This is a genomic window from Corynebacterium faecium (genome assembly GCF_027257105.1).
Lineage (GTDB): Bacteria > Actinomycetota > Actinomycetes > Mycobacteriales > Mycobacteriaceae > Corynebacterium > Corynebacterium lehmanniae.
Genome location: NZ_JAPYJX010000002.1, coordinates 298,732 through 321,199, shown reverse-complemented (window position 1 = coordinate 321,199; position 22,468 = coordinate 298,732). Strand labels below are relative to the sequence as shown.

The window sequence follows — 22,468 nt, the reverse complement described above, 5'->3', positions numbered from 1 at the left end:
GCATTGTTCTTAGCACTCGCGCCCAACTTGCTGCGGGAGGCGCACCGCCAGCACATCGCCCGAACTGCGCACCGTTAGAACCGTGTCGGCAGCCTTGATACTGTCGTAAGGGTTCTTGCCAAAACCATGGAATGAAATGGGTTCACCATGACACTTCCCCTTGTCATCGGGCTCGTCGCAGCGACGGTGGTGCTCTCACCGATCCTCGTGCGAGTCATGGACAAGAAGGCCGGGTACCCGCTCGCGGCGATACTCTTCGCCGCCGCGGCCGTGCTCGGCTCTAAGTTCACAGAAGTCTCCCGCGGTACGAACCTTGAATGGTCCAAGGAGTGGGCGCGCGACGTGATGGGCACGGGCACCTCCGTGGACTTCGCGCTGCGCGCGGACGGGCTGGGTATCTTCTTCGCGCTTTTGGCGCTGGTCATCGGCGGCGTGGTCTTTTTGTACTCCGCCGCGTACCTGCCCGAGCGCGACGGCAACACCAGCTTCTACACCATCATGACGGCGTTTACTCTGTCGGTGCTGTTGCTCGTGCTTGCCGACGATGCCGTGCTGCTGTTCATCGCCTGGGAGCTCGTCTCCATCGCGTCGTTCCTGCTCATCGCGCGCTCCGGCTCCTCCGGCGAGGCCGGGTCTTACCGCACCCTGATCCTCACCTTCTTCGGCGGCCTGACGCTGCTGGCTGGCCTGGCCGTGGCCTCCGCGCAGACCGGCACGACGCGCCTGCAGGACATCCTCGCGGCAAATGTGTGGGGCGACAACCGCGTCACCGTCGTAGTCGCGCTGCTCATCGCGTTTTCCGCGTTCACCAAGGCCGCGCAGTTCCCCTTCCACTTCTGGCTGCCCGAGGCCATGGCCGCTGCCACACCGGTGTCCGCGTTCCTGCACGCCGCGGCCGTGGTCAAGGCCGGCATCTACCTGCTGGTGCGCTTTTCCACCATCTTCTCCGACGTCGCCGCGTGGAACTACCTGCTGGTCATCGCCGGCCTGTTCACCGCGCTGATGTCCGCGCTGTTCGCGATCACCAAGACAGACTTGAAGCACCTCACCGCCTACTCCACGGTCTCCCACCTGGGCTGGATCGTCGCCGCGATCGGCATCGGCACCCCGGTCGCGCTGGCCGCGGCGCTGACGCACACACTCGCCCACGCGCTGTTTAAGTCCTCGCTGTTCATGCTCATCGGCGTGGTGGACCACGAGGCTGGCACGCGCGATATGCGCCGCCTGGGCCCCATCTACAACAAGATGCCGTTCACGTTCGCCTCCACCATCGTCGCCGCCGCATCCATGGCCGCGATCCCGCCGCTGTTCGGCTTCGTGTCCAAGGAATCCATCCTGGACGCCTTCCACGAATCCTCCCACGGCGCGCTCCTGCTCACGGTGGCCGGCATCGCCGCGTTCCTCACCTTCGTGTACTCGGCGAAGATCGTCTTCGGCGCATTTATCGACGGACCAAAGGACCTCCCCGACGTCCACGAAGCCCCCACCGCCCTCTGGCTGCCCGCCGCGCTGCCCGGCCTGACCTCTGCGGTCCTGCCGTTCCTGCTGTTCTGGGTGGACAACCCCGTCTCCGCAGGCGTGCGGGCCGTGACGGGCGACGACAGCTTCACCACCCACCTCGCACTCTGGCACGGCGTCACCCCGCCGTTCCTTGTGTCCCTGGCAGTTTTGGTCGCCGGCGTGGTGTTCGTGGTGTTCTTCCGCAAGCGCGTCTTCGCAGCACTGGGCAACAAGGACCTTCTGCCCGCAGACGGCACCGAGGTCCTGGCCTGGCTCACCCGCAGCCTGTCCAACCTGGGCAAACAGCTCGGCTCGCTGGCCGACGGCTTCAACCCGTCGCGCCACCTCTTCCCGCTGCTGGCGTCCGTCACCGCGATGGGCCTGTGCGTGATCGGCCTGACCGACGGCATCGACGGCGTCACCCCGGCCCCGCGCGCCGAGGGCCTGGACGTGTGGTGGGACCTCATCCCGTTCGCCATCATCGCGATGTCCGTGCTGGGCATGGTGTTCACCCGCTCCCGTCTTGCCTCCGCTGTGCTGCTCGGCACCGTCGGCGTGGGCATGACCCTGCAGATGTTCCTGCTGGGCGCCCCGGACGTGGCCATGACGCAGTTCCTGGTCGAGTCGCTGACCGTGGTGGTCATCCTGGTGGTGCTTCGCTACCAGCCGCGGATGTTCCCGGAGACGAAGGCTCGTCGCAAGGCTCTTGCCTCCATCTTCGCCCTGATCGCGGGCGTGGTCACCTTCTTCGGCGTCTACGGCCTGACCGGCCGCCGCGGCCGCTCCGAACTGGCCGAGTGGTACCTCACCGAAGGCGGCGACGTCACCGGCGCCGACAACATCGTCGCCGTGATCATCGTCGAGTTCCGTGGCTTCGATACCTTGGGCGAGCTGTCCGTCCTCGGCATGGCCGCAGTGGTCATCGCCGCAGTGGTCAGCTCCATGCCGCGCCACCTGTTCGAGGCCGGCACCCGCCCACGCCCCTTCGGCCAGTCCCAGCTCAACTCCATCCCGCTGCGCAAGGCCGCGGCCCTGGTCGCACCGGTGCTGGTGGTGCTGTCCGTGCTGATCTTTTTCCGCGGCCACACCGCCCCCGGCGGCGGCTTCGTCGCAGCGCTTGTGATGGCCACGGCGTTCGCCATCAACTACCTGTCCCGCGGCGCGGACGCGGACGTGGTGAAGAACTTCACCCCGATCCGCCTGACCGGCTGGGGCATCATCATCGCCATTTCCTCCGGCTTCCTCGGCTTCATCGAGGGCGGGTTCATGTACGCCATCCACGGCGAGATCGCTGGCGAGCACATGACCACCTCGCTGATCTTCGACTTCGGCATCTACCTCGCCGTGCTCGGCATGGTCACCGCCGCGATCAACGCGCTCGGCGGCTACCTGCGCCCCGGCATGGACCTGTCGGACCTGGACTACTCGCGCGACGAAGAAGACAACCCGCTGCCGAGCATCCCGGCCCCGCTGGCGCCCGAAAACCCCGTGGACGCGCACCCGGAGCCGATCAACCCGGCACACGACCCGCAACCGGTTATCACGAAGGAGCACTAACCCATGGTCATGGCACTTACCATCGCAGTCCTGGTCGCGGGATCGGTGTACCTGGTTCTGCAGCGCGGCCTCGTGCGGGTGATCTTCGGCATGTCCCTGTTCGGCCACGCCACCAACCTCACCCTGCTCGCCACAGGCGTCGGCGCATGGCGCGGGGAAGCCTTCCCGTCGCGTGTGCCGTTCGAGGACATGGCGGATCCACTGCCCCAGGCATTCGTGCTCACCGCCGTCGTGATCGCGATGGCCACCACGACGATCCTGCTGATGCTGTCCGCGCTGGGGCGTAACGACGACACCGCGGAGCAGCCCACCGGCACCGACGCCGGCTACTCCAAGATGCGGCTGAGCCCCTCGGCCCTGTCCACCGCCGGCCGCAACGCCCGGCTAAACCAGAAGAAGCTGGAGGAGATCCGCGCACGCGAGATCAGCCACGTTGACAACGAAAGCCTGAGGGTGACCGACTAATGGCCGTAGACGCAATCCTGCCCGTATTTGTGGCGCTGCCGCTGATCGTCTCCGCGGTCACGGCCCTAAGCCCCTGGAAGTGGCTCAACGACGCTTTGGCGATCCTCATCCCCGCCATCAACTTAGGTATGGGCGTGTGGTTCTACGGCTACACGCGCGACCACGGCACTATCAGCCACGTCATCGGCCTGTACCAGGGCGGCGTGGGCATCTCGTTCGCCGCCGACACGTTCTCCGCGGTGATGATCGTGACCACCATGATCGTGGCGCTGACGTCCAACTGGTTCGCCATCGTCGTCGGCGAGACCCAGTCGCGGTTCTACGTGCCGCTCTCGCTCGTGCTCGTCACCGGTGTCTCCGGCGCGCTGCTGACGGCCGACCTATTCAACTTCTTCGTCATGATCGAGGTGTGCCTCCTGCCGTCCTACGGCCTGATCGCCATGACGGGCACCCGCCACCGCCTGCTGTCCGCGCGCATGTTCGTGCTGGTCAACCTGGCGGCGTCGACGATGCTCGTGCTCGGCGTGGGCTACCTCTACGCTGTGACCGGCGCGGTGAACCTCGCCTCGCTGCAAGGCGTGGCCGCGGGCGGCGGCCCGGCGACGGTGGCCACCGGCATCGTCGTCATCGCCATCGCCGCGAAGGCCGGCGTATTCCCCGTCTACACCTGGCTGCCGCGCACCTACCCGTCCACCTCCGCAGCCGTGATGGGCCTGTTCTCCGGCCTGCACACCAAGGTGGCCGTGTACATGCTCTTCCGCATCTGGGTGATCATGTTCGACATGGACCCGCGCTGGAACACGCTGCTCATCGTGGTCATGGTCATCTCCATGATCATCGGCGGCTACGCCGGCCTGGCCGAGGCCACCATGCGCCGCGTGCTGGCCTACCAGATGGTCAACGGCATGCCGTTCATCCTGATCATGCTCGCATTCACTAACGACGACGCACGCTACGCGCTCGCCGCCGGCCTGCTCTACACCCTGCACCACATGATCACCATCGCCGCGCTCGTGCTGAACTCCGGCGCGATCGAGGAAACCTACGGCACCGGCACCATGGCGAAACTCTCCGGCATCGCCCGGCGCGACCCGTGGACGTCCGCAGTCTTCGTCGCCGGCGCGTTTTCCATCGTGGGCTTCCCGCCGTTTTCCGGCATCTTCGGCAAGGTCACCGTCGTGCTCGCGGCAGCCTCCGCCGGGGACTGGCGCTCCTGGGTCGCCATCACCGCCATCATCATCGCATCCTTCGGCGCGCTTTTGTCCATGATGCGCATGTGGCAGCGCGTGTTCTGGGGCCGGCCGATGCAGAACTACCCCGAGGCGCTCAACGTCCGCGCCAGCTTCATGCTGCCGTCCGCAGTACTGATGGTCATGTCGCTGTGCATGTTCATCTTCGCCGGCCACATGTGGGACATCACCACCAACGCCGTCGACGACCTGCTCGACGTTGACGCCTACACCACCGCCGTGCTCGGCGACGACCCCATCGGCGTCCCCGCACCCGGCGACACCTTCGGCGCCGAAACCAATGGAGGCGAGAACTAATGCGAGGCTTCTTCCACGGCGTGAAGTACGCCGTCTGGCTTGCCAAAGAGATCTTCGTGGCCGGCTTCGATGCCGTCGCCAAGGCGTTCAACCCGGCGGCGAAGTTCGACCCCATCGTGATCTACTACCCGCTGCGCGTGAACACGGACTGGGACGTGTTCTGGTTCACCACCTCGATCACCGCAACGCCGGGCACGCTGTCCATGGGGCTGCGCCACCCCGTCGCCGACAACGGGCCGATCATCCTGCTGGTGCAGGCGGCGTTCGGCTCCGACCCGGAAGATGTCATCGCGGGTTTGGCGGATATGGAGGAACACCTTCGGCCGTCGCTAAGCAAGAGCCCCATCGACCCGGCAACCGTCGCCTGGGAGCCCTACGTCGACCACGGCCCGGACACAAACGGCGACAACGTGCCGCCGGCCGAAAGGATGGATTAAGCCATGTTCACCACCATCATGCAGATCTGCCTGATCATCATGGCCGTCAGCCTGCTCATCGCGCTGGGTGCGGTGATCCTGACCAAAGACGAGCTCTCCCGCGCCGTGATGGCGGATGTGATCTTCTACTCCATGATCGCCATCTTCCTCGTGTGGACGCTGTTCAATTCGTCTGCCATCGCGTACGAGATCCCGCTGCTCGCCGGCCTGGTGTGCGGCGTGATCCCGACGATCTCCATGGCACGCATCATCTCGAGAGGACGCCGCTAATGACCATCGCCGAAATCATCGTCGCCGTGCTGGTTGTCCTGGCCACCATCTGCGTGGTCGCCACCACCATCCTGCAGCTGCGCGCCCCCGACGCCCTGACCCGCGTGAACGTGCTCGGACCGCTGGTCGTGATCGCGTTTCCCATCCTCATCGTGGCCAAGCTGATCCACTCCTGGTCCACCACCGGCTTCGACCTCAACGACTTCATCCGCGCCATTTTGGCCATCGCCGCGGTGTGGATCGTCGGCTCCGTCGCGTCGTTCGTCATGGGCCGCTCCCTGTACGGCGTCACCGTCTCGGACAAAACCACCTAATGGGCTTGTGAGCACTAGCGACGACGCGTACGTCACGGACCTGGCACTGCGCGCCGGCCGTGGCGACAAACACGCGCTCACCGAATTCATCCGGCTCACCCAAAACGACGTGTGGCGCCTACTCGCCCACCTCGCCGGACCCCAACACGCCGACGACCTCACGCAAGAGACCTACCTGCGCGTCCTCGGGTCGCTTCCGCGCTTCCAAGCCCGCTCCAGCGCGCGCACCTGGCTGCTGTCGCTCGCGCGCCGCGCCTGGGTGGACTCCGTTCGCCACGACATGGCACGGCCCCGCAAATCCGCCGCCGAATACGAAGACGTCGCCGCCGCCAACCCCAGCCCCGACAACCCCAACACCTGGGGCGACGTCATCGACGCGCGCTCGCTTCTCGACGAGCTGCCGCCCGAACGCCGCGAAGCCCTCGTACTCACGCAAGTGATGGGCTACACCTACGAAGAAGCCGCCCGCATCGCCGGCGTGCGCGTCGGCACTATTCGCTCCCGGGTGGCCCGCGCCCGGCGGGATCTGGTGGCGGGCACGGCCGAAGGATCGTCGTAAAGCGCATGCAAAGGTGCCAACCGGGAGAAATTCGCATAAGTTTGTAAAAGGTTTTGCTAAACAACTCCCGGAGTTTTTTCATGCTGAAAAACGCACTACTAATTTCATTCGCCTTCATCGGCACCGTCGTCGGCGCAGGCTTCGCATCCGGCCAGGAAGCGATGCTGTACTTCTCCGCCTTCGGCACCCAAGGCATCTGGGGCGCAGTCTTAGGCTCCGCGCTGATGCTCATCGCCGGCGTGACCATCCTCCAGCTCGGCTCCTTCTTCCAAGCCAAAGAGCACATGGAAGTCCTCGGCTCCATCTCCTCGAAGGTGATGGGCTGGATCCTGGACATCGCCACCATTGTCACCCTGTTCTCCATCGGCTTTGTCATGTTCGCCGGTGCCGGCGCCAACCTGAACCAGCAATTCGGCATCCCAGTGTGGATCGGCGCGGTGCTCATGCTCGCCGCCACCATCGGCTTCGGCATGCTGGATGTGGACAAGGTCACCGGCGCCATCGGCGCGCTCACCCCGTTTTTGCTGATCTTTGTCATCTTCGGCTGCGGCTGGACCCTGATCAACGCCCACCCGGACTGGGACGCGCTGAACGCCGCGGCGGCGCAGGTGGATACCTCCCTGCCCAACTGGTGGATCTCCGCGCTGAACTACACCGGCCTGAACGTCATGTGCGTGGTGTCCATGGCGCTGGTCATCGGCGGCAACCAGCTGGACACCCGCGCAGCCGGCCTCGGCGGGCTGTTCGGCGGCATCGGCTACTTGGTCATGCTCATGATGCTGGCGCTGGCGCTGCTGGTCAAGATCGAGACCGTCGAAGGCCAGGACATGCCGCTTCTGACCCTGATCACCGACATCAACCCCACCATGGGCCTGATCATGTCGCTGGTCATCTTCGGCATGATCTTCGCCACCTCCCTGGGCATGTTCTTCGCCCTAGGCAAGCGCCTCGCCCGCGGCCGCGAAGACAAGTTCCGCGTCATCTTCATCTCCGCCTGCCTGATCGGCTTCGTGCTGTCGTTCGTGGGCTTCCAGCAGCTGGTCTCCACCGTCTACCCGATCCTGGGCTACCTGGGCCTGCTGCTCATCCTCGTGATGACCATCGCGTGGGTCCGCGGCATCCCCAAGCTGCGCAAGGAAGGCGACCGCCGCCGCCGCGCCCTTGAGCTGACCCGCAAGAAGATGGACCCGGCCGAGCGCTTCACCAAGAACGACGAGCGCGAGCTCGAGTACCTCACCTCCAAGTCCAACGTGGACTCCGAGGAGCTGTCCGAGGCCCTCGAGGAAGAGGTCGCCCAGGAGCTGCTCGACGACGATGAGAGCGAGTTCGAGGAAGACGACCGCGAGAACCCCTCCGACGTGGTCTACGTCTCCTACACCGACCCCGTCTCCGCCGATGAGTACCGCCGCAACCCCGACGAGCCGTGGAACGACCACACCGTCGACGACATGATCGCCGCCGAAGAGGCTGAGGAGGCCGCAGCCGGGCCGGACAACAGCCTGGGCGGCGACGCCAACGCGGACGAAGAGGACGAGGATGCCGCGGAGGAAACCGGCGGCTCGACCGCAGTCTCCGCGAAGGACAACGGCTCCACCAAGCTGTAGCGCCCCAACGTCGAAGCAAAAACAACCCCTGTGCGGGAAAGTTCACGAGATAGTGAACGATCTTGCACGGGGGTTTTCGCGACCTGCGCGTAGTGAATTATTCGGCGCGCGGCTGCGGGGTAATTCAGCGACCGAGGCGCCGCGAGTGAACTATTCCGCCCCGCCACCCGGCGCTAGACCAGCAGCTCGGCGATCTGGATGGTGTTCAGCGCCGCGCCCTTGCGCAGGTTGTCGCTGGCGATGACGAGCACGAGCCCGCGTCCGCCGTCGACGCTCTGGTCCTGGCGGATGCGGCCCACCAGGGACTCGTCGATGCCGGTGGCGGCGCGAGGCGTTGGCACGTCCACCACTTTCACGCCCGGCGCGCCCGCCAGGATCTCCTCCGCCTGCTGCGGGGTGACGGCCTCGGAGAACTCGGCGTGCACCACCATCGTGTGGCCGGTGAACACCGGCACGCGCACGCAGGTGCCGGCCACCTTCAGCTCCGGGATACCCAGGATCTTGCGCGATTCGTTGCGCAGTTTCTGCTCTTCGTCGGTTTCGGCGGAGCCGTCGTCGACAAGCGAACCCGCAAACGGCAGCGCGTTGTACGCGATGGGCTCGACGTAGGGCCCGAGGTCGCTAGGCTTTTCGACGTCTTCCCGGACCAGCCCGCGCGGATCCCCCAGCGCCTCAACCTGGGTGGCCAGCGCCTCGACGCCAGCGAGCCCCGAGCCGGAAACTGCCTGGTAGGAGGCGACGCGGAGGGTGGTTAGACCGAAGGCGTCGTGAAGCGGCTTGAGCACCGGCATCGCCGCCATCGTGGTGCAGTTCGGGTTGGCGATGATGCCCTTGGGCAGCTCGCGCGCCGCCTCCGGGTTGACCTCGGTGACGATCAGCGGGACGTCCGGGTCCTTGCGCCACGCCGAGGAGTTGTCCACGACGGTCGCGCCCGCGGCGGCGAACACCGGCGCCCACTCGCGCGAGGTCGCGCCGCCGGCGGAAAACAGGGCGATGTCCACGTCTTTGACGGACTCTTCGGTGACCTGGGTGAGGTCCTCGACGGTGATGTCCTCGCCGCAGAACTCCAGTACGGTGCCCGCGGAGCGCGGGGAGGCGAAGAAACGGACCTTGTCGGCCGGGAAGTTGCGCTCGGTGAGGATGTCGCGCATCACGCGGCCGACCTGGCCGGTGGCGCCGACGACTGCGAGAGTGGTCATTGAAAACTCCTTCTAACGTCCGGTGCCTGCGTAGACCACGGCCGGCTCGTCGCCGCCGAGGTCGAACTTGGTGTGGATCGCGCGCGCGGCCTCGGCCACGTCCGCCTGGCGCACCACGGCGGTGATGCGGATCTCGGAGGTGGTGATCATCTCGATGTTGATGCCGGCATCGCGCAGCGCGTCGCAGAAGTCTGCGGTGACCCCCGGGTGGGACTTCATGCCCGCGCCGACGAGCGAGACCTTGCCGATCTCGTCGTCGTAGCTCAGATCGTCCCAGCCCTCGGCGGCTTGCAGCTCGCGCAGCTTCTCCATGGTGCGCGCGCCGTCGGCCTTGGGCAGGGTGAAGGTGATGTCGGTCTTGTTGTCTTCGGCGCTGGAGATGTTCTGGATCACCATGTCGATGTTGACTTCGCCGTCGGCGAGCTCGCGGAAGACCTTGGCGGCCTCGCCGACCTCGTCCTTGATGCCCAGGATGGTGATCTTGGCTTCCGAGTCGTCGGTGGCCACGCCGGAAAGTACTGCTTCTTCCATGGGGATATCCTCCAATGCTCCGGCGACCAGGGTGCCGGTATCTGTGCTGTAAGACGAGCGCACCCGCATGGGCACGTTGAACGCGCGGGCGTACTCCACGCTGCGCAACACCAGGATCTTCGACCCGGACGCGGCGAGCTCGAGCATCTCCTCGAAGCAGAGGGTGTCCAGCTTGCGGGCGTCCGGCACGATTCGCGGGTCGGCGGTGTAGACGCCGTCGACGTCGGAGTAGATCTCGCATTCGTCGGCGTTCATCGCCGCGGCCAGGGCGACGGCGGTGGTGTCGGAGCCGCCGCGGCCGAGGGTGGTCACGTCCTTGGTTTCGCGGTTGACGCCCTGGAAGCCGGCGACGATGGCGATGTTGCCTTCGTCCACAGCCTCCTGCACGCGCCCCGGGGTGACTTCCAGGATGCGGGCGTTGCCGTGGCGTTCGGTGGTGATCACGCCGGCCTGGGAGCCGGTGAAGGACTGCACCTTCTCCCCCAGCGCGTGCACCGCCATGGCCACCAGCGAGTTGGAGATGCGCTCGCCGGCGGTGAGCAGCATGTCCATTTCGCGCGCGGGCGGGGTGGGGTTGACCTCTGCGGCGAGGTCGAGCAGTTCGTCGGTGGTGTCGCCCATGGCGGAGCAGACCACCACGACGTCGTTGCCGGCGCGGCGCGTGTCCACGATCCGCTGGGCCACGGCCTTGATCCGCTCCGCGCTTTCCAGGGAGGATCCCCCGTATTTCTGAACGATCAGTGCCATTCGTACCTCCGCGGATCTGCGTGCATTCCAACGGTCAAGAATAGCGTCCCAAAACTGCCGATTCAGCCACCCGCGTTAATATCATTCACTGTGCACAACAATTTTCTCGCCGTCGCGTTCGCACTGATCTCGGCCGCGACCATGGCGGCGGGGACCGTGTGGCGCCACCGCATCATGCGCGCGGGCGCCCCCGAGGGGGAGAACAACGACTCGCCCCTGGAGTCCCTGAAGCGGCCGGCGTGGTGGGCGTCGATGGGCATCGCGTTTCTGGCGTACGGCTTCCAGGCCGCGGCGCTGGCGTTCGGGTCGCTGCTGGTGGTGCAGCCGATCCTGGCGCTGTCGCTGATGCTCACGCTGCTGTTTTCGGCGTGGGCGGACAAGCGCCACATGCACACCACGGAGGCGTTTTGGGCGGTGCTGCTCACCGCGTCTGTGGGCGGGGTGGTCGTGCTCGGCCGCCCGCTGCCCGGCGAGCGCGACCCCGCCGCCTGGGAGTGGTGGGCGGTCGTGGGCACCGCGGTGGCCATCATTGCGGCCTCGTACGCCATTGCTTCTCGACGTCCCCCCGCCGGCAAAGCCCTCATCTTCGGCTCCGCCTGCGGCGCCATGTACGGCTACCAAGCCGTGTTTTCCAAGGTGGCGGTGGACGGCTTCGTCCACGGCGGCGTGACCGGCCTGCTCGCCACGTGGCAGTTGTGGGCGATGCTGGCCGCGGCCACGGCCGGCACGGTCGTGCAGCAGTACGCCTTCGCCGCGGGCAGGCTGGCCACCTCGCTGCCGGCGTCGAAGATCATCGAGCCGCTCGTCGCGTTCTCCCTGGGCCTGCTTGTGCTCGGCGAATCCTTCCGCGTGGATTCGGTGCTGGGGTGGGCGGCCGTCGGGACGTCGATAGGCGTGATGCTCGTGGCCGCCGCAATGCTCACGCGGGTGAGCATCCGGTGACTGGATGGATATAAATCCCGCGCGACACCGCCCGCCTGATGTAAGGTGTGCCACATGTCGCACAGGGCGCTTCTCCTTCTACGCCGCGGCGGGAATCAGGCCAACTAACACGGCCGGCACCCCGTCGCGGAGTTTCTGTTGGCCGGCCGTGGAACACACCCCCAACAAAAGGAGAACTCCAATGACCGACTTTTTCGCACCCCGCGAGATCCAGACCCCTTCCGGCCCGCGTTACGACGGCCAGCCCGCATGGAACAAGCAGCGCGGCTCGCAGATGCCGGTGGACCGCTACCTCACCTTCGCCGAAGAGGTCGAAGACATCCAACTGCCGGACCGCACCTGGCCCGACAAGAAAATCACCCGCGCGCCGCAGTGGTGCGCCGTGGACCTGCGCGACGGCAACCAGGCGCTGATCGACCCGATGAGCCCCGAGCGCAAGCGCCGCATGTTCAACCTGCTGGTGGAGATGGGCTTCAAGGAGATCGAGGTCGGCTTCCCATCCGCCTCCCAGACGGACTTCGACTTCGTGCGCGAGATCATCGAAAAGGACATGATCCCCGACGACGTGACCATCCAGGTCCTCGTGCAGGCGCGCGAGCACCTGATCCGCCGCACCTTCGAGGCGTGCGCCGGCGCGAAGAACGTCATCGTGCACTTCTACAACTCCACCTCGAAGCTGCAGCGCCGCGTGGTCTTCCGCAAGGACCGCGACGCGATTAAGAAGCTGGCCACCGACGCCGCGGAGCTGATCAAGACCATCGCCGCGGACTACCCGGACACCAACTGGCGCTGGGAGTACTCGCCGGAGTCCTTCACCGGCACCGAGCTGGACTTTGCCAAGGAAGTCTGCGACGCCGTCGTGGACGTGATGGGGCCGAAGCCGGAGAACCCGATGATCATCAACCTGCCGTCCACGGTCGAGATGATCACGCCGAACGTCTACGCGGACTCCATCGAGTGGATGCACCGCAACCTGGAAAACCGCGAGTCCATCATCATCTCCCTGCACCCGCACAACGACCGCGGCACCGGTGTCGCGGCCGCCGAGCTGGGCTACCTGGCCGGCGGCGACCGCATCGAGGGCTGCCTGTTCGGCAACGGCGAGCGCACCGGCAACGTCGACCTGGTCACGCTGGGGCTGAACATGCTCACCCAGGGAGTGGACCCGCAGATCGACTTCTCCGACATCACCCGCATCCGCGAAGTGGTCGAGTACTGCAACCAGCTGCGTGTGCCGGAGCGCCACCCCTACGGCGGCGACCTGGTCTTCACCGCGTTCTCCGGCTCGCACCAGGACGCGATCAACAAAGGGTTGGATGCGCTGGCACAGAATGTGCGTCCAGAAGCAACGAGCTCCGACGTCACCTGGGAAGAGCTGCGCGAGACCACCTGGGAGGTGCCGTACCTGCCCATCGACCCGAAGGACGTCGGCCGCACCTACGAGGCCGTGATCCGCGTGAACTCGCAGTCCGGCAAGGGTGGCGTGGCCTACATCATGAAGACGGACCACGGCATCAACATGCCGCGCGCGATGCAGCCGGAGTTTTCCGCGATCGTGCAAAACATCACCGACTCCGAAGGCGGCGAGGTCAACTCCAAGAACATGTGGGACGTCTTCGCCACCACCTACCTGGACCTGGACTCCCCGCTGGAGCTGGCGCACTACCGCATCGACGCCGCCGAGGAGGAGGGCGAAGACACCCGCGTGGAGGCCACGGTGGTCTACGAGGGCGCCTCCCGCGAGGTCGCGGGCACCGGCAACGGCCCGATCGCGGCGTTTGCGAACGCGCTGGAGCAGGTCGGCATCGACTTCGAGGTGCAAGACTACTCGCAGCGCGCCCGCAGCGCGGGCGACGACGCGGACGCGGTCTGCTACATCCACGCGGACGTCGACGGCACCTCGGCGTGGGGCGTGGGTATCGCCGGGTCGACCACGCGCGCGTCGCTGGAGGCGATCGTCTCCGCGGTGAACCGTTCGACTGCCGCGAACTAGGCCCGCGCGCTATACTTGCGTGACTTAACCACACATTTCAGCGGGAGGTTCGCGATGGCCATGTACGAGGTGCCTTCGGGCCCCCGTCGCCTCCCCGTGGAGCATTTGCCTATCGACGTTCCTTCGGCCACCCTCACCCCGGACCTCGACGTCGTGGTGGACGGCGAGGTCGTCGGTTCGGTGGAGGACGCGGAGCTAGCCCAGCTGGCGTCGTCTGGTGTGACCCCGGTGGTGGCCGCAGATGGCGGGGCAATTGTGCTGCCGCCGGCCGGCCAGGTGCTGCCGGTGAACACCCCACCGCGCGAGCCGTGGGCGCTGCTGCCAGCAGGCGAGCGCTACGTGGCGGATTTGCGCGGTTCATTGCCGGTGGAGGCGCCGGCGCAGGTGCTGGTGTCGATGGGCTTCGACGACGCCGGCGAGATCGTGCTGTGCGTCGACGGCGACATCATCGGCGAGCTGGACCCGGCCGCCGGCGAGGCGCTGACCCCGACGCTGCGGCGCCTGGAGGACCGCGGGCTGATCGCCGTGGCGCGCGGCTACACCACCGCGGTGGAGGCTGGCACGTCGCTGGCCGTGATCGCCGGCCCGATCCCGACCGATGACATCCCGATCTCCCCGCTGCCGCCGATCGTGCGCGAGGTGGAAGTCGCGCACCCGGGCACGAACTTCTTCGCCACCGTGGACGCGGAGGCCGCAGCCCTTGCCGCGGACACGGAGGAGCGCCCGGCAGAGTCCGTGCGCGAGCCGGGCAAGTCCCGCGGCCCGTTGATCGCCGCCGCCGCGGCCGTCGCGGCGCTCGTGCTGGCTGGCGTGGGCACCGTGGTGATGAGCTCGCCGTCCAGCCTGGAGCGCGACTCCACCTCGGCGTACCAGGAAACCGTGGAGGTCTCGCAGCCGAGCAGCTCGGCAGAGCCCTCGACACAGCCCTCCACCGAGCCGACCGAGGAATCCACCGAACCCTCGCCCTCCCAGTTCAGCACCGAGCTGCCGGAAAAGGCCCCGGAGCCCGTGGTGGAGGTCCAGCAGCCCGCCCCTGCCCCGCAGGAGCAGGCCCCGGCCCCCGCGCCCGCGCCAGCCCCGGCACCGGTGCCGCAGCAGCAGGCCCCCACACCGGCCCCGGCGCCAGCGCCCGCTCCCGCCCCCGCACCGGCTCCCGCGCCTGCCCCGGATCCCGCGCCGCAGCAGCAGCCGTACGAGTACAACATCGGCGGGCTGAAGGTGCGCTCCAACACCAGGCTGGATCAGCCGCTGTACGAGGTGGCCGAGCCGTAAGCTACGTTGGAACGATGACTGAGAACGATTACCCCTACGTGGCGCTGTTTACCCAGGCCACGGGGATTCACCCGTCGACGGGGCGCCTGCTCACCATCGACGCGGTCACGTTCGACGCCGCCGGGCGCGTGGGCGAGGAGTTCCACGCCGTGGTCAACCCCGGCACCGACCCCGGCCCCGCCCACACCCACGGTCTGACCCCGCACGACTTCGCCCAGGCCCCGCGCTTCTCCCGCTTTTTGCGCACGCTGGACAAGCTTCTCGACGGCCGCGTGCTCGTCACCCACGACTCCCCCACCACCTGGGGTTTCCTCGTCTCCGAGGCGCGCCGCGCCATGAACGCCGCGGCCCGGGCGAACCGTTCGCGCCGCGGCCGCGGCAACAGGCGCCGCCAGAGGGTCGGCCACGTCCCTAAGCCAACTGCGATCGTGGACCTTTTGGCTAGTGCGCGCAGGCAGGGCCACATCCCGGTGGACACCCGCATCAACGCCGTTGCCAACCTCGTCGGCGTGGCGTCTACCCCGCCGACCGCCTCCACCGAGCGCATCGGCGAGGCCGAAGCCGACTTCTCGCGCGGCCAAACCCTGAAACTCGTCGCCATGTACCTGCAGCTCGCCCCCGGCGGGCTGGTCGAGCTCAACCCCGAGGACCTGGCGCCGGACGCGTTCGGGTTGCAGCGCTCGTCGATACGCGTGGATGCGGAAAAAGCCCCCGCAGTCAGCGCGAACCCCGGCCACCTCGGCAAAGGCGGACTTTTGCGCGGCATGGAATTCGTCGTCTCCGACGACATCGCCCTCAACCCCGACGAGCTCATCGACGCCGGCGTGCGCGCCGGCCTGACCTACCGCGAAAAAGTCACCCGCGAAACGTCCGTCACCGTCACCGACGCCATTCAACGCGGCGCCGACCTGCGAGGCAAAGCCATGCACGCCCACCGCAAAGACATCCCCATCGTCTCCGGCGAAGAATTCGCGCGGCTAGTCGGACAGATGGAATCCGCGGAGTAGCCTTGTCCGCATGCAAGAACCCATCTCCCGCTTCCGCACCGCGGTAGCCGCCACCGCCGCCAACCTGGCAACGGCCGCCTCGCGGGCCACCGGCCGCGGCGCCGGCGGCATGATCGGCGGCCTCGTCGCCGCGGCGATCGACCCGAACATCATGGCCTCCCTCGGCGGCGGCCGCCCGACCGTCCTCGTCACCGGCACCAACGGCAAATCCACCACCACCCGCATGCTCGCCGGCGCGGTCGGCGCCAAGCACACCGTGGCCACCAACGACGGCGGCGACAACATGGACGCCGGCATCATCTCCGCCCTCCTCGCCGGCAAAGACGCCGACGCGATCGTGCTCGAGTGCGACGAGCTACACGTGCCCAAAGTCGCCGAGCGCCTGCAGCCGGCAGCGTTCGTGCTGCTCAACCTCACCCGCGACCAGCTCGACCGCGTCGGCGAAATCAACTCCATCGAACGCGCCCTGCGCGCCGCCGTCATGGCCCACCCGGACGCCACCGTCGTCGCCAACTGCGACGACGTGCTGATCACCTCCATCGCCTACGACCACCCCAACGTCGTCTGGGTATCCGCCGGCGCCGGCTGGACCGGCGACTCCGTGACCAACCCCCGCTCCGGCGGGCACGTCGTGCGCGAGGACGACGACTGGTACGCCGTCGAACCGCTCCCCGACGGCCGCGAATTCCGCCGCCCCACCCCCAAGTACCGGGTTGAGGGGGAAACGTTGGTGGGACCGGAGGGCGTCGCAAAGCTTGAGCTCAAACTCCCCGGCCGCGCCAACCGAGGCAACGCCGCCCAAGCCATCGCCGCCGCCGTCGAAGCGTTCGGCGTCCCCCTCGATGCCGCCGTGCGCGCCGCCGCCGACGTGGACAACGTCGCCGGCCGCTACACCACCGTCCACCTCGGCGACCACGACGTCCACCTCCTCCTGGCGAAGAACCCCGCCGGCTGGCAAGAGGCGCTGTCCATGGTCGACCGCGACGCCGACGGCGTGGTCATCGCCGTCAACGCGCAACAGGGCGACGGCGAGGACGTCTCCTGGCTCTGGGACGTCAAGTTCGAAGACTTCGGCGACACCCACGTCGTCGCCGCAGGCGAGCGCGCCACCGACCTCGCCGTGCGCCTGACCTACGGCGGCATCGGCCACGACGTCGTCCACGACCCGATCGCCGCCATCCGCGCCTGCCCGCCCGGGCGCGTCGAGGTGCTGGCCAACTACACTGCGCTGCTCAACCTGCGCCGCGCGCTGACCAAGGAGGAGGACTACCGTGCCTAAACTCACCATCGGCCTCGTCCTGCCCGACGTGCTGGGCACCTACGGCGACGACGGCAACGCGCTCGTCCTTCGCGAACGCGCGCGCCGCCGCGGCATCGAGGCGTCCGTCGAGCGCATCATGCTTCACGACGACGTCCCGCCCTCCCACGACCTCTACACCCTCGGCGGCGGCGAAGACTCCGCCCAACTGCTCGCCGCGGCGCGACTGAGCGCGTCCCCTGGGCTGCAGGCCGCGGCCGCCGACGGCCGGCCCATCTTCGCCGTGTGCGCGGGCCTGCAGGTGCTCGGGCATACCTTCCGGGCCCACGGCAACGAGGTCGAGGGCGTCGGGCTTCTCGACGTCACCACCGCCCCGCTGACCCGCCGCGCCACCGGCGAACTCGCCTCCGAGCCCACCCGCGCCGGCATCACCGCCGAGCTTTCCGAGCCACTGACCGGCTTTGAGAACCACATGGGCGCAACCGTCTTGGGCCCAGATGCGTCGGCGCTGGGGCGCGTGACCCGCGGCGTGGGCAACGGCGCCGACGGCGAAAAAGTCGACGGCGTCGTGCAGGGCAGCGTCATCGCCACTTACATGCACGGCCCGGCGCTCGCCCGCAACCCGCAGCTGGCGGACCTGCTCATCGCCCGGGCCCTTGACATCCCGCTCGCGGAGCTGGAGCCGCTTGAGCTCGACGCGGTGACCAAGCTGCGCGAGGAGCGCCTGCGCTAAAAACCGCATGCGTGAGCGCCGTCGTCCGTTGTTGGGCGGCGGCGTTTCGCGTTGTTAGGGCAGGGGTGTGCCTCTGGGTCCGAAGAGTTGGTCGAGTGCTCCGCGGTCGGTGTTTTTCAGGTGGTACCCGCGGGGTGAGATCCACCAGGGTGCGCCTCTGATCATGGTGATGCGGCCGCGGCTCTTGCGCCAGGGGTCGTCGTCGTTGATCCGGTTGTGGTACTTACACAGCGGCACGAGGTTGTTCATGTTGGTGTAGCCGCCGTGTTTCCAGGCGTTCACGTGGTGGATCTCGGAGCCTAACGCCCCGTGCCTGCAGCCTGGGAAGGCGCACACGGGTGAGACCATGCAGGCGAGGTCGCGTTGTTTCTGGTTGGCGAAGCGCTCGGTGTCGTACAGGTTCACCGCCCCTTCCTCCGGGTGGAAGGCGGCAACCTCCAAGGTGTCGCCGAACTCTTGCTGCATGTACTCCGCCCCGGTCATGGTGGTGCCGTCAGTCAAGGTGAGGATGACGTCGTCGCCTTCGCCCGCCATGATGCGGGCGTGTTCGGTGATCGGCACCAGCACGATCGGGCGCGGTGCCGCGGCGACGACCCCGCCGGTTTTGCCTTCGACGATGCGCCAGAACGCTTCCTCCATCTGGGGTGCGGCCGGCTGTGTGGCGTCGATGCCTTGTTTCAGGCGGTGTTCCAGGTCTGCTGCTTTGCGGTCGGTGGTGTCGATGGTGATGCGCGCCCGCCCATTCTTCGGTGCGGAGAACGCGACCTGCTTCTTCGTCGGCGCGTTATCCTCGCGGGGCACCAGCTCTCGTGCGGCGCGTTCGATTGCGCGGTACCCGCCGGTGACATCCAGCAAGGCGAGGCGCAGCCGCCACCGCTCGCCGGCGTCTTTCACGCCTCCGACGCGGCGTTCGATCAGCGCCAGCTCGTCCAGAGAGAACCCGCGGGCCTTCTGCGCCGCCAGGGCTTGCTTCCGGGTGAACTTGGTCGGCCCGTAGTACACCTTCTGCATTGCGTCCCACGCGCGTGCCCGATCCGGTGCCATCCCGGCGTCCAGCGCAACAGACAGGTCGAAGTGCCGCAGCGTCTCCATGGATGCTGCGGCCATCGCCTCGATAAACGCGTCGAACGGGTTCATGCCACGAACACTAAACGGCACGCAACCCTGCACAACCCCCGAACCAGAATCTGTGGATAACTCGCCACACCAGCCCCAAAGTTGTCCACAGCCGCCCCCACCCGGGAACCGCGGCGCTACAACCGCAGTCTGCCGGTCAGGGCCCGGGAGAGCGTGAGCTCGTCGACAAACTCCAAGTCCCCACCCAGCGGCATGCCCGAGGCCAGCCTGGAAATGGTCAGGTCCGGAAAATCCTTCAAAAGCCGCACCAGATACGACGCGGTCGCCTCGCCCTCGGTGTCGGGGTCGGTGGCCAAGATGACCTCGGACACCGCCGGCGCCTCGGCGCCCTCCAGATCCGGCAGCACCCCGCCGATGCGCTGCAACAGCGGCGCGATCGCCAGATCCTTCGGCCCGACGTTGGCCAGCGGGTCCAGCGCCCCGCCAAGCACGTGGTACCGGCCCGAGTATTCGCCGGTGCGCTCGATGACCTGGATGTCTTTCGCGTCTTCCACCACGCACACGAGCGCCTTGTCGCGGCCGGAGTCGGCGCAGATGCGGCACACGTCCTCGCGCGAGACGTTGTTGCAGATGCGGCAGAACGTCACCCCGTCGCGCACGGCGGCCAACGCGGCGCGCAGCCTATCGACGTCCTCCGGTTCCTCCTTCAACAGGTGAAACGCGATCCGCTGCGCGGATTTCGGTCCGACGCCGGGGAGGCGCGATAGCTCGTCGATAAGGTCCTGCAGTGGTCCTTCGAACACGGCGTCCTTTCACATAAGAAAACGCGCCCGACCGCGCAAAGGGCCGGACGCGTAGAGCGGGAGTTAGATGATGCCGCCGAACGGGATCTCGCCCGGGCCTGCCTGCGGCGCGCCACCCTGCGGGGCGCCGCCGCCCATCGCGCCGCCGGTCAGCGGGGCGATCTTCTCCTCGGCGAGCTTGCCGGCCTGGTTGTGCGCGTCGCGGTACGCGGCGAGGATGAGGTCCTGCAGCGACTCGATGTCGTCGGCGTCGACGGCTTCCGGCTTGATCTTGATGTCGGTGATCTCGGCGCCGCCGGTCATGGTGACGGTGACGAGTTCGCCGCCGGCGGTGCCGGTGACCTCGGTCTGCAGCAGCTCCATCTGCGCCTGCTGGAGGGCGGCCTGCACCTCGGCGGCCTGGCGGATGAGTTCCTGCATGTCTTGCGGCTGGGTCATGGTTGTCCCCTTTCGTTCGCTAATAGTTCTCGCGCCAGTCTACAACGGCTTCGCGCCGAGCTCGGCGGCGAGCAGGTCCATCGCGACTTCGGTGGCGTCGCGGCGGTCGGCGGTGCCGGCTTCGTCGCGCGCCTGGTCAGCCATGTCGCGTTCTTCGTCCTCGCGGGTGTATTCGGGCACATTGCCTATCGACGCCTCCGGCTCCCCCTCGTCATAGTCATACGGCTCGGGCGGCGGCGGAATTTCGTCGCGTTCGCGCTTGGCTTTCTCGGCGGCCTTCTGGCTGGCGGCCAGGGCGGCGCTGCGCCAGTCGTCCTCGCGCTTGGCGGGCGTTGGCTGCGCCGGGGCTTGCTGCTGCGGCTGCTGCTGTGCCTGTGGTTGCGACGGGGCGGGTTGCTCCGCGGCGGGCCCGCCGATCTGGGCGGGCGCGTCCCAGCCGCTGGCAGGCGCAGGGTCGTCGGATTCGGCGCTGTCGGAACTCGAGCCGTCCTCGCTGCTGGTTTCAGCGCCCGGGTTCCACACCTCGCGCTTGGCGGGGCGGCGCAGGTTCGTGGTGGACGGGTCGGTGCCGATGACGCAGCGGACCTGGATCTTCGCCCCGAGCTTCTCCGAAAGCACAGTGGCGATGTCGGCGTTGTTCTTCTCGGCGTTGATGCGCTCGGCCAGCGCGCCGGTGTGGTGGCCGACCACGAGGACGTCGCCGTCGAAGCCGAGCGGTTTGGCCTCGGTGAGCATGATCTCGGCGACCTTGTTGCGCTCGCCGACGGACTGGCGCAGCCGCGTCCAGTCCTTGTCGATGCGCTCGAACAACTCGTCCGTATCCGGCTGGGGCTCAGGCTTAGGCTCAGACTGCTGGGGTTCTGCCGGCTGCGGCTCCGGTTGCGCGGGTTGCGGCTTGGGCTCGGGCTGCGCAGGCACCTCCTGCTGGCGGTTGCGCGTAGCGCTCGCCGCGGCGGCAGCTGCTGCGGCCGCCGCGGCCGCGCCGCCGCCCGGTTGGGAAGGGCTGGGTTGTTGCGCTGTCTGAGGCTGCTGCGGGGAAGGCGCGGGCTGGGGCTGGACAGCACCAGCAGCACCGGCACCACCGGTGGCCGGGGCGGGCAGGGCGGCCCCGCCGCCCGGCTGCAGCGTCAGCAGGTGAGCGGCCATGATCTCCAGCAGCAGGCGCGGCGAGGTGGCGCCGCGCAGGCTCGCGATGCGGTCGTTGACCTCGGACGCCAACAACGCCAGGTGCTGCGGGGAGAACTGGTGGGCTTCTTGGGTGAGGATGTCGGCGCGGTCCGAAGGTGCGTCGACAAGCCCTTGCCCGAAGGCATCCGGGACGGTGCGGATCAGCAGCAGATCGCGCATGCGGTCGAGCAGGTCGAGGGCGAAGCGGCGGGGCTCGTGGCCGGACTCGATGACCTGGTCGATGGTGCGGTACATCGCGCTAGCGTCGCGGTCGGCGAGGGCGTCGACGGCGGCGTCGAGAAGCGTCAGGTCCGTCACGCCGAGCAGCGGCAGCGCCAGCTCGTAGGTCAGGCCGTCCTCGCCGGCGCCGGAGAGCATCTGGTCCAGAATCGACAGGGTGTCGCGCGGCGAACCGCCGCCGGCGCGGATGACCAGCGGGTAGACGTTCTCGTCGACGTGGACGCCTTCCTCCTCCACCACGTGCTGCACCAGCTCGCGCATCGCCTGCGGGGCCAGCAGCCGGAACGGGTAGTTGTGGGTGCGCGAGCGGATGGTGCCGAGCATCTTCTCCGGCTCGGTGGTGGCGAAGATGAAAATCAGGTGGGCCGGCGGCTCCTCCACGATCTTCAGCAGAGCGTTGTTGCCCTCCTTGGTAATCATGTGGGCCTCGTCGATGATGAAGACGCGGTAGCGCGACTCCGCCGGCGCGAACAGCGCCCGCTCGCGCAGCTCGCGCATGTCCTCCACACCGCCGTGGGAAGCGGCGTCAAGCTCCATCACGTCCAGGTTGCCGGACCCGCCCGGCGCGAGTGCAACGCAGGATTCGCACACGCCGCACGGGGTGGAAGTCGGCCCCTCGGCGCAGTTCAGGGAGCGCGCCAGGATGCGCGCCGAGGATGTCTTTCCGCAGCCGCGCGGGCCGGAGAAGAGGTAGGCGTGCGAGATCCGCCCGTTGTCCAGGGCGGTCGAAAGTGGGCGGGTCACCTGCTCCTGGCCGATGACCTCGCCGAACGTTGCGGGGCGGTATTTCCTGTACAGAGCCACGCGG

At 67.7% G+C, this 22,468-nt stretch carries 20 protein-coding genes; 14 read left to right on the top strand and 6 right to left on the bottom strand.

What is annotated here, in order from left to right:
- Positions 1–147: 147 nt before the first annotated feature.
- The 8 genes from O5O53_RS03445 (at position 148) to O5O53_RS03410 (ending at position 8,253) form a co-directional block, all read left to right on the top strand.
- Positions 148–3,057 (top strand): DUF4040 family protein, encoded by a 2,910-nt coding sequence (locus O5O53_RS03445; protein WP_269509037.1) that lies wholly within the window; start codon positions 148–150, stop codon positions 3,055–3,057.
- Between the two features lie 3 nt (positions 3,058–3,060).
- Positions 3,061–3,522, top strand: coding sequence for a sodium:proton antiporter (locus tag O5O53_RS03440; protein WP_181890123.1), 462 nt, complete (start codon positions 3,061–3,063; stop codon positions 3,520–3,522).
- Entirely contained in the window at positions 3,522–5,069 is a 1,548-nt protein-coding gene (locus tag O5O53_RS03435; RefSeq protein WP_269509034.1) for a monovalent cation/H+ antiporter subunit D family protein, read from the top strand. The genes O5O53_RS03440 and O5O53_RS03435 overlap by 1 nt, the downstream gene beginning before the upstream one ends.
- Complete coding sequence (locus tag O5O53_RS03430; protein WP_269509031.1) at positions 5,069–5,506, top strand: monovalent cation/H+ antiporter subunit E; 438 nt, start codon at positions 5,069–5,071, stop codon at positions 5,504–5,506. Before O5O53_RS03435 ends, O5O53_RS03430 begins: the two co-directional genes overlap by 1 nt.
- A gap of 3 nt (positions 5,507–5,509) precedes the next feature.
- Positions 5,510–5,776: a cation:proton antiporter gene (locus tag O5O53_RS03425; protein ID WP_181890126.1), complete on the top strand. Its 267-nt coding sequence runs from the start codon at positions 5,510–5,512 to the stop codon at positions 5,774–5,776.
- Positions 5,776–6,090, top strand: coding sequence for a Na+/H+ antiporter subunit G (locus O5O53_RS03420; RefSeq protein ID WP_269509029.1), 315 nt, complete (start codon positions 5,776–5,778; stop codon positions 6,088–6,090). Before O5O53_RS03425 ends, O5O53_RS03420 begins: the two co-directional genes overlap by 1 nt.
- Positions 6,091–6,097: 7 nt before the next feature.
- A complete protein-coding gene (locus O5O53_RS03415) occupies positions 6,098–6,649 on the top strand; it encodes an RNA polymerase sigma factor (protein ID WP_269509027.1) in 552 nt (183 codons plus the stop codon).
- Positions 6,650–6,729: 80 nt separating this feature from the next.
- Entirely contained in the window at positions 6,730–8,253 is a 1,524-nt protein-coding gene (locus O5O53_RS03410) for a YkvI family membrane protein (RefSeq protein ID WP_269509025.1), read from the top strand.
- Positions 8,254–8,426: 173 nt separating this feature from the next.
- On the opposite strand, the gene O5O53_RS03405 is transcribed toward O5O53_RS03410, so the two are convergent.
- Positions 8,427–9,452, bottom strand: coding sequence for an aspartate-semialdehyde dehydrogenase (locus O5O53_RS03405; protein WP_269509023.1), 1,026 nt, complete (start codon positions 9,450–9,452; stop codon positions 8,427–8,429).
- A gap of 12 nt (positions 9,453–9,464) precedes the next feature.
- Positions 9,465–10,730 carry an aspartate kinase gene (locus O5O53_RS03400; RefSeq protein ID WP_239357539.1) on the bottom strand — a complete coding sequence of 422 codons (1,266 nt, stop codon included), beginning with the start codon at positions 10,728–10,730 and terminating at the stop codon, positions 9,465–9,467.
- 90 nt (positions 10,731–10,820) lie between these two features.
- Here O5O53_RS03400 and O5O53_RS03395 point away from each other — a divergent pair, with 90 nt between their 5' ends.
- The 6 genes from O5O53_RS03395 (at position 10,821) to O5O53_RS03370 (ending at position 17,935) form a co-directional block, all read left to right on the top strand.
- The gene (locus tag O5O53_RS03395) at positions 10,821–11,672 is read left to right on the top strand and encodes a DMT family transporter (RefSeq protein WP_269509021.1); all 852 of its coding nucleotides are present in this window, start codon (positions 10,821–10,823) and stop codon (positions 11,670–11,672) included.
- Positions 11,673–11,853: 181 nt separating this feature from the next.
- Positions 11,854–13,665: a 2-isopropylmalate synthase gene (gene leuA / locus O5O53_RS03390; RefSeq protein WP_269509019.1), complete on the top strand. Its 1,812-nt coding sequence runs from the start codon at positions 11,854–11,856 to the stop codon at positions 13,663–13,665.
- Positions 13,666–13,719: 54 nt separating this feature from the next.
- Positions 13,720–14,937 (top strand): hypothetical protein, encoded by a 1,218-nt coding sequence (locus O5O53_RS03385; protein WP_269509017.1) that lies wholly within the window; start codon positions 13,720–13,722, stop codon positions 14,935–14,937.
- Between the two features lie 14 nt (positions 14,938–14,951).
- Positions 14,952–15,944 (top strand): exonuclease domain-containing protein, encoded by a 993-nt coding sequence (locus O5O53_RS03380; RefSeq protein ID WP_269509015.1) that lies wholly within the window; start codon positions 14,952–14,954, stop codon positions 15,942–15,944.
- A gap of 10 nt (positions 15,945–15,954) precedes the next feature.
- The gene (locus O5O53_RS03375) at positions 15,955–17,223 is read left to right on the top strand and encodes a Mur ligase family protein (protein ID WP_269509013.1); all 1,269 of its coding nucleotides are present in this window, start codon (positions 15,955–15,957) and stop codon (positions 17,221–17,223) included.
- Complete coding sequence (locus tag O5O53_RS03370; RefSeq protein WP_269509011.1) at positions 17,216–17,935, top strand: type 1 glutamine amidotransferase; 720 nt, start codon at positions 17,216–17,218, stop codon at positions 17,933–17,935. The genes O5O53_RS03375 and O5O53_RS03370 overlap by 8 nt, the downstream gene beginning before the upstream one ends.
- A gap of 54 nt (positions 17,936–17,989) precedes the next feature.
- Here O5O53_RS03370 and O5O53_RS03365 read toward each other — a convergent pair whose 3' ends face one another.
- From O5O53_RS03365 to O5O53_RS03350, 4 genes are all read right to left on the bottom strand, one after another.
- A complete protein-coding gene (locus tag O5O53_RS03365) occupies positions 17,990–19,072 on the bottom strand; it encodes an HNH endonuclease signature motif containing protein (RefSeq protein WP_269509009.1) in 1,083 nt (360 codons plus the stop codon).
- 116 nt (positions 19,073–19,188) lie between these two features.
- Complete coding sequence (gene recR / locus O5O53_RS03360) at positions 19,189–19,815, bottom strand: recombination mediator RecR (protein WP_070845387.1); 627 nt, start codon at positions 19,813–19,815, stop codon at positions 19,189–19,191.
- A 63-nt stretch (positions 19,816–19,878) separates the two neighbouring features.
- Entirely contained in the window at positions 19,879–20,253 is a 375-nt protein-coding gene (locus O5O53_RS03355; protein ID WP_070475125.1) for a YbaB/EbfC family nucleoid-associated protein, read from the bottom strand.
- A 39-nt stretch (positions 20,254–20,292) separates the two neighbouring features.
- The gene (locus O5O53_RS03350) at positions 20,293–22,464 is read right to left on the bottom strand and encodes a DNA polymerase III subunit gamma and tau (RefSeq protein WP_269509006.1); all 2,172 of its coding nucleotides are present in this window, start codon (positions 22,462–22,464) and stop codon (positions 20,293–20,295) included.
- Positions 22,465–22,468: the final 4 nt, after the last annotated feature.

What these genes read in the sequence shown, in the direction of transcription:
- O5O53_RS03400 (WP_239357539.1), bottom strand. Translation starts at nt 10,730, where the DNA reads ATGGCACTGATCGTTCAGAAATACGGGGGATCCTCCCTGGAAAGCGCG.
- O5O53_RS03440 (WP_181890123.1), top strand. Translation starts at nt 3,061, where the DNA reads ATGGTCATGGCACTTACCATCGCAGTCCTGGTCGCGGGATCGGTGTAC.
- O5O53_RS03355 (WP_070475125.1), bottom strand. Translation starts at nt 20,253, where the DNA reads ATGACCCAGCCGCAAGACATGCAGGAACTCATCCGCCAGGCCGCCGAG.
- O5O53_RS03410 (WP_269509025.1), top strand. Translation starts at nt 6,730, where the DNA reads ATGCTGAAAAACGCACTACTAATTTCATTCGCCTTCATCGGCACCGTC.
- O5O53_RS03425 (WP_181890126.1), top strand. Translation starts at nt 5,510, where the DNA reads ATGTTCACCACCATCATGCAGATCTGCCTGATCATCATGGCCGTCAGC.
- leuA (WP_269509019.1), top strand. Translation starts at nt 11,854, where the DNA reads ATGACCGACTTTTTCGCACCCCGCGAGATCCAGACCCCTTCCGGCCCG.
- O5O53_RS03380 (WP_269509015.1), top strand. Translation starts at nt 14,952, where the DNA reads ATGACTGAGAACGATTACCCCTACGTGGCGCTGTTTACCCAGGCCACG.
- O5O53_RS03430 (WP_269509031.1), top strand. Translation starts at nt 5,069, where the DNA reads ATGCGAGGCTTCTTCCACGGCGTGAAGTACGCCGTCTGGCTTGCCAAA.
- O5O53_RS03445 (WP_269509037.1), top strand. Translation starts at nt 148, where the DNA reads ATGACACTTCCCCTTGTCATCGGGCTCGTCGCAGCGACGGTGGTGCTC.
- O5O53_RS03420 (WP_269509029.1), top strand. Translation starts at nt 5,776, where the DNA reads ATGACCATCGCCGAAATCATCGTCGCCGTGCTGGTTGTCCTGGCCACC.
- O5O53_RS03405 (WP_269509023.1), bottom strand. Translation starts at nt 9,452, where the DNA reads ATGACCACTCTCGCAGTCGTCGGCGCCACCGGCCAGGTCGGCCGCGTG.
- O5O53_RS03435 (WP_269509034.1), top strand. Translation starts at nt 3,522, where the DNA reads ATGGCCGTAGACGCAATCCTGCCCGTATTTGTGGCGCTGCCGCTGATC.
- O5O53_RS03385 (WP_269509017.1), top strand. Translation starts at nt 13,720, where the DNA reads ATGGCCATGTACGAGGTGCCTTCGGGCCCCCGTCGCCTCCCCGTGGAG.
- O5O53_RS03365 (WP_269509009.1), bottom strand. Translation starts at nt 19,072, where the DNA reads ATGAACCCGTTCGACGCGTTTATCGAGGCGATGGCCGCAGCATCCATG.
- O5O53_RS03375 (WP_269509013.1), top strand. Translation starts at nt 15,955, where the DNA reads ATGCAAGAACCCATCTCCCGCTTCCGCACCGCGGTAGCCGCCACCGCC.